The organism is Nonomuraea basaltis, from assembly GCF_005893125.1.
Classification (GTDB): Bacteria; Actinomycetota; Actinomycetes; order Streptosporangiales; family Streptosporangiaceae; genus Nonomuraea; species Nonomuraea basaltis.
In genome coordinates this window covers 1-6389 of sequence record NZ_VCJS01000400.1, presented here as the reverse complement: position 1 = coordinate 6389, position 6389 = coordinate 1, and the positions used below count along the sequence as shown (strand labels likewise).

The window sequence follows — 6389 nt, the reverse complement described above, 5'->3', positions numbered from 1 at the left end:
CGACCAGGCCGCCGCCCCCGCCACCGCGGCCTCCGGCATCGAGGTCCACTCGGTCAACTGGATCCCCGCCGCCGAACGCCACGGCACCCCCGCGCACCTCGGCGCGCTGTGGTTCATCGGCAACATCAACCTCACAGCGTTGGCCACTGGTGTGGCGGCCCTCAGCATCGGCGCCGGACTGATGTGGACCCTGATCGCCACCGTGCTCGGTTCGCTCTTCGGCACCTTCTTCATGGCCTTCCACTCCGCCCAGGGACCTCAGCTGGGGCTGCCCCAGCTCGTCCAGTCCAGACCCCAGTTCGGCTATATAGGCGCGGCGCTGACCGTGTGGGTCTTCGCCCTGGGCAACTACGTCGCGTACAACATCTCCGACGCGATCCTGTCCGGCGACGCCCTGCACACCCTGTTCGGCGTGGGCGAGAGTTACGGCTACTTCATCGCCGCCTCCGTGGCCGCGGTGATCGCGCTGTACGGCTACCGCTGGATCCACCGGGTGAGCCGGTGGCTGACCTGGCCGCTGGTCGGCGTGATGGTTCTCGTCACGGTCGCCGCCCTCACCGACCGGGGCCTGACGGCCGACGCGTTCGCGTTCGGCGACTTCAAGGCCGGCCCCGTCATGACCGTCTTCGTGATCGTCGCCGGCTTCCAGCTCGGCTGGGCCCCCTACGTCTCCGACTACTCCCGCTACCTGCCCGCCCGGGTCGGGGTACGGTCCACCTTCTGGTGGACGTACCTGCCCAGCGCGCTCTCCGCGATCTGGGTCTTCGCCATCGGCGCCGTGGCCTCGGCCGCCTACCCGGACGCCACCCCCGTGGCCGCGTTCAAGCAGATGGGCGACGGCCTGGTCGATGGGCTCGGCTGGTTCGTGGTCGCGGCGCTCCTGCTCGGCCTGCTGTCGGTGATGGCGATCAACCAATACGGCGGCATGATGTCGATCATCTCCATCTGGGACAGCTTCACGCCGGTGCGGCCGACCCGGAGAATACGCGCCCTCTGCATCGCCGTTATGTTCGTCGTGGTATGGGGTGCGGCTCAGTTCGTCGGTGTGGACCGGTTCAACTCCTTCTACGGAAATGTGCTGATCTTCCTCGCGTACCTGTTCACGCCGTGGACCGCGATCAATCTGGTGGACTACTTCTTCGTCCGTCGCGGCGCCTATTCGATCCGGGAGATCTTCAACCCCCGGGGCATGTACGGCCGCTGGGGATGGCGCGGCAACCTGGCCTATCTGATCGCCCTCGGGGCGATGATCCCGTTCGTCGTCACCACCCCGTTCACCGGCTTCGCCGCCTCGATGCTGGACGGCGTCGACTACAGCATGTTCGTCGGCCTGCCCGTGGCCGGCCTGTGCTACCTGCTGTTCTGCCGCTCGCTCGACCTACCCGCAGAGCGGCGCGTCGTCGAAGAGGAAGGTGTGCTCGACCTTGCGCACTGACCCGCCGGATCTCATCATCACCGGTGCCCCGGCCCGCCTCTCGGCGGGCCGCTGGGCCTCGGCCCTGGCCGTGCGGCGCGGACGGGTCGCCGCCGTCGGCGACGACGCGGACGTCCTCGCGCTGGCCGGACCCGGCACGGAACGAGTGCACGCACCCGGCGGCCTGGTACTGCCCGGTTTCCAGGACGCCCATGTCCACGCCCCCTTCGCCGGGCGCAACCTGCTGCGCATCTGGCTCAACGACTTGGGGGGACGCGAGGCGTATCTGGCCGCCATCGCGGGCTACGCCCGGGCCAACCCCGACGAGCCGTGGATCGTCGGTGGTGGCTGGGCCATGGAGTACTTCCCCGGCGGTACCCCACGCAGAGAGGACCTGGACGCGATAGTCCCCGACCGTCCCGTCTTCCTCTTCAACAGGGATGTGCATGGCGCCTGGGTCAACTCCCGCGCCCTGGAGCTCGCGGGGATCGACCGCCACACCCCCGACCCCGCCGACGGCCGGATCGAGCGCGACCCCCTCACCGGCGAACCCACCGGCACCCTGCACGAGGGCGCCGCCTACACCTACAACGACACGCACGTCCCGCTCCCCGACCAGGCGGAATGGGAGGCTGCGATCCTCACGGCCCAGAGCCACCTGCACGCCCTCGGCATCACCGGCTGGCAGGACGCCTGGGTCACCCCGGCCACCCAGCGGGCGTACGAGTCCCTCTCCACCGACGGACGCCTGACCGCCCGGGTGGTCGGCGCGCTGTGGTGGGACCGGCACCGGAATCTGGAGCAGATCGCCGACCTGCTGGCCCGGCGGGAGCGTGGGCTCGCCGTCACGTCACCGCGTGCGGACCTGGGCTCGGGCTTCCACCCGACCACGGTGAAGATCATGACGGACGGAGTGCTGGAGAACCACACCGGCGCGCTCCTGGAGCCGTACTGCGAAGGCTGCGGCGGGCACGGCGAAAACCGCGGGCTTTCATACATCAATCCGGAACTGCTCGCCGCGGCTCTGGTCGAGCTGGACCGTCACGGCTTCCAGGTACACCAGCACGCCATCGGCGACCGCGCGGTCCGCAATGCGCTCGATGCCGTGGCCGCCGCCCGCGCCGCCAACGGCGCCGGTGACCGACGCCACCACATCGCCCACCTGCAACTGATCCACCCCGACGACATCAAGCGCTTCGCCGAGCTGGATGTCGTCGCCAACCTCCAAGCGTTCTGGGCCATGAGCGGGCCCCAGATGGACGACCTGACGGTGCCTGGCATCGGCCCCGAACGGGCTCGGCGGCAATACCCCTTCGCGGACCTGTTGAACTGCGGCACCCGCCTTGCCATGGGCAGCGATTGGGCGGTCACCACCGCCGATCCGCTGAAGCAACTGGAGGTCGCGATCACCCGTACCGACCCCGGCAACCGTGGCGACGCGCCTTTCCTGCCCGAGCAACGGCTGCCGCTCGGTGCCGCCGTGGATGCCTTCACGGCGGGTTCGGCCTACGTCAACCACGACGGGCAGGCGGGTGACCTGGCAGTCGGCCGACGCGCCGATCTCGTGCTGCTGGACCGCGACCTGTTCGCCCCCGGCTTCGCTACACCGGACCAGGCGCCGCTGGCCGAGGCCAAGGTCGTGCTCACGGTCGTCGCCGGGCAGGTCGTGTACCACGCCGAGTGAACCGGACCCGCGGCACAGCCCGCCCCTGGAGACAGGGCCGAGCCGACCGTCCCGCCGGCTACGGACTCGCTCCCGAGCTCGCCCCGAGTTGGGAGTGGCGACCATATGTGCCGCCCTGTGCGATTGCGCTGCTCCTCTCCGAGCCTCCCGTGGTAAAGGACAGGCGTGCCTACAGCGGCGGTTACCGTCAGGACGCGAAAGCGAACGCGGTCGCACGCATGGCAGAGGGCGTCTCGCGGGGATCCGAGGTGATCGCGGATCCCCGCGAAACAACGCCGCGCGAGCGACATTCCTTGATCATGCGCCGTGTCGTGAGACGTTCGCCCTTCACACACCGACGCACATTCATGGCAGTTGATCTTCGGCTGCGTACTGCCAACTTCGATGACGTGAGCACTGGCATTTCGACATCCATCGAAGTGACAGTGCCCAGGTCAGGAGCAGGTCCCATTGTCATCTTCGCCGCGTCCAGACAACCCGGCACTCATCAAGCACCCACAGGTCCTACAGGTCCTGGCCGCGCTGAAGCCGAAGTTGACCCAGGGCCAATACAGCTAGGACGCCACCTTCCACAGCGCGATCATCAACGGGCCCGGTCACTGCGGCAAAACGTCGCTGTTAAAGCTGATCGGCAAGGAGTGCGAGCTGGACTGGCGCCGCCGTCATCCCGAGCTGGACGTGTCACCTGCCGACTTCCGCGGCGACTTCCTCGGCGACCGGGTGCCGGTGATCTATGTCAGCGTCGGCACCGGCGCGACCGCGGGCATGCTGTCGCAGGCCATCGGCAAGTTCCTGCACGTCCCGAACCCCGGCCGCACGGCGACGATGCGATGGAGGCCTGCGGCACAGAGCTGTTGCTCCTGGACTTTACCGACCGCTCTTCAGTCTGTTCTTGATGTCCGTCCGACTTGCGTTCCGAGACGTTCCGCGATCATTTACCGACTTGGTTCGGAACGTCCGCCATGTTCGCGGGTATCGGTACGGAGGGCATGTGGCTCGGCAGATTGTGATCGGTCAGCTCAGAGTTCAGAAGCTGACACGTAAGGACGTGCTCCGGTCATGGACGATCGTGTGGCCGGAGGGGACGGTGCATCCGGAGGCAGACAGGTTCCTGCGCCGACATGAAGGGGCGGGCACCCAGCGGACCTACGCCTATCTGCTGGTCGACCATCTGCGGTGGCTGGACCGCGAGTGCCTGGGCCTTGACGTGGTGACGTTGCGGGATCTCGAACGGTACATGGGCATCGTCGGCGCCGAGGTCGCGATGCCACTGGGTGAGCCGTGGCGGGTCGGCAAACGTCCCTACGGCCATGACGCCCTGTCGACGGCAGCGGCCTGTCTGAAGGGCTTCTACCTGCACCAAGCTTCCCTCGGGGTCAACGGTGACCTCGGCAGGGCCCTCAGCAGTACCCGGCTGCCGTCTCGGGCGGACCGCCGCCGCTCGTTCCTGGGGCATGTGAAGACCCAGATGCCATCGAACCCGCTGGGCCCGCGGGGTCCGCATCGCCAAGCACCCGAAGATGCCAGCGATCGCTTTGTGCTACTCGGCGGTGTCGTTGACCGGGAGCTGTAGCGCGGCCAAGGCCGAGAAGAGGTCGTCGAAAGTATGGAAAGAGTCGATGGCGTTCTCGTAGGCGTGGACGCGACGTCGGTATTCATCGATGACCGCTTGCCAGGTATGCCGGTGGTCGCCGCTGGCAACCGCGAGGACGGAGTCGTAGGTTCCCAGGTCGCAGCCGATGGTGATGTCGACGAAGACGTCACCTGGGGCGAGCAGGGTCGCCAGTTCGGGTTGCAACTGTCCGCGCAGTGAATCAAGCAGCCGGTCCTTGCGGTCAAGGCCGGCGAGGCCGAAAAGGTTCACGTTGCCGTCGACGTCCATCAGTGTTGTGGTGGTCAAGGCCGTCAGTTCACGCAGATCACGGGCAGGGAAAAGGCCGGCCTCGTGCCGATGTGCACGTTGCCAGTCGGTGGGAGCCGGTCGAATGGACAACATATTGCGAGAGGCAACGAATCCACGGTCGCGGGTCGGCCAGTCCGGCTGCTCGGCATCGATCTCGTATTCCCAGGTGATGAAGTCGTAGTCGTGCCGCCCCAGGTAACGGGTCGCCTCGTCGCGTGCCCAGGTCGGGACAACGAACCGATGTCGTCCGGCGGTGAACGCCCAGGCCAGGCCGAGATAGACCGCAACTTCTTCCTGGTTGCTGTTGTTCACGCCGTAGCGGAAAAAGGGATTGTGTTGCGGGTCGTCGGGATAGTCGAGCGCGTAGAGGCCAGTCCAGTGGCGTTCGATGACGCCCTGCCCGAACTCGGCGATCAGCCGGGCATGGGTGATGCCGTTGGCGTACTCGAAATCGAAGTTCAGACGACTCATGATCTACAGCCTAGGTCCGATGGCCTGTGCCGTGATGCTTGCCGTTCTGGCTTGCTTCCGCAGCGGCTCCTCCTCAACGGGGCGGGCTGTTGAGCCGGGTCATCAGTTCACGCGTGGCGGCGCGGGCGGCAGCGAGGTCCTCGTCGCGTTCCTCAAGCTGGAGGCGCAGATCGATGACCTGCTGCTCCAGGTGGGTGATCTTCTGGTTGAGAGCGTCGATATCGGCAGGCGTGCCGAGCCCGGACTCGCGCCAGACTTTCTCGCCGTGCGCCTCGGAAAGTCGGCGTTCGAGTTGCTGCACACGGGCGTCGAGCCGCACCGCGCGTTTATGGGCGGCCAGCAGGTCGGCTTGCAGCGAGGCTCGAGTGACGGCCAGACCGGCGCCTCCGCCGGTGGCGGGCGGAGCGGCTTCCACTGCGTGGATCTTCTCCAGCAAGTCGCGGTGCCGGTAGAGGAAGGTGCGATCGACACCGGCGTGTCTCGCACCTTCCTCTACACCAACCCGCAGGCCAGAGCAGCCGTGGCAGAGGCGATGGCCGACACCGGGGCACGGCGAGCACAAGACACGCCAGCCGCGAAGCCGAGCAGGAGGCGACCTGGCGGGAACGCGCCCTTAACGCTGAAGACGCTGCTGAAGGCAGCTCACGTTGAGATCCTTCAGCAGCGAACCCGCATCGGCGAACTCCTCGGCCAGGTCCGCGATCTCGAAGCCGAATGGACCCAGGAGGATAGCCCGACAAGGCTCCGACCTGACAGGCCCGATCACCACCCAGCGGCCGGGCCTGTCGGTCGGTGTCGCAGGACCCGTCGGCTGGCCAGCCGGGCTGCCCGGCGCAAGGCGGGCTCAGCGGGGGCATGGTCTCGGGCCAGGCTTGGTCGCGCGGGCCGGTCTCGGCAGTAGGTGCACCCGAGGTCAC

The 6389-nt window shown here is 67.4% G+C and carries 5 protein-coding genes; 3 read left to right on the top strand and 2 right to left on the bottom strand.

Annotated features, from left to right (window positions below):
- The 3 genes from EJK15_RS66670 to EJK15_RS66660 form a co-directional block, all read left to right on the top strand.
- Positions 1 to 1435 (top strand): purine-cytosine permease family protein (locus tag EJK15_RS66670; protein WP_138720496.1); only part of this gene is annotated, 1435 nt, incomplete at its 5' end.
- Positions 1425 to 3098 carry an amidohydrolase gene (locus EJK15_RS66665; protein WP_138720495.1) on the top strand — a complete coding sequence of 558 codons (1674 nt, stop codon included), beginning with the start codon at positions 1425 to 1427 and terminating at the stop codon, positions 3096 to 3098. The genes EJK15_RS66670 and EJK15_RS66665, both read left to right, overlap by 11 nt.
- Positions 3099 to 4104: 1006 nt before the next feature.
- Positions 4105 to 4671 carry a hypothetical protein gene (locus tag EJK15_RS66660; protein ID WP_206062246.1) on the top strand — a complete coding sequence of 189 codons (567 nt, stop codon included), beginning with the start codon at positions 4105 to 4107 and terminating at the stop codon, positions 4669 to 4671.
- Here the strand turns inward: EJK15_RS66660 and EJK15_RS66655 are convergent.
- Positions 4639 to 5472 carry a hypothetical protein gene (locus EJK15_RS66655; protein ID WP_138720494.1) on the bottom strand — a complete coding sequence of 278 codons (834 nt, stop codon included), beginning with the start codon at positions 5470 to 5472 and terminating at the stop codon, positions 4639 to 4641. The genes EJK15_RS66660 and EJK15_RS66655 overlap by 33 nt on opposite strands.
- Positions 5473 to 5545: 73 nt before the next feature.
- Entirely contained in the window at positions 5546 to 5908 is a 363-nt protein-coding gene (locus EJK15_RS66650) for a hypothetical protein (protein WP_138720493.1), read from the bottom strand.
- Positions 5909 to 6389 lie beyond the last annotated feature (481 nt).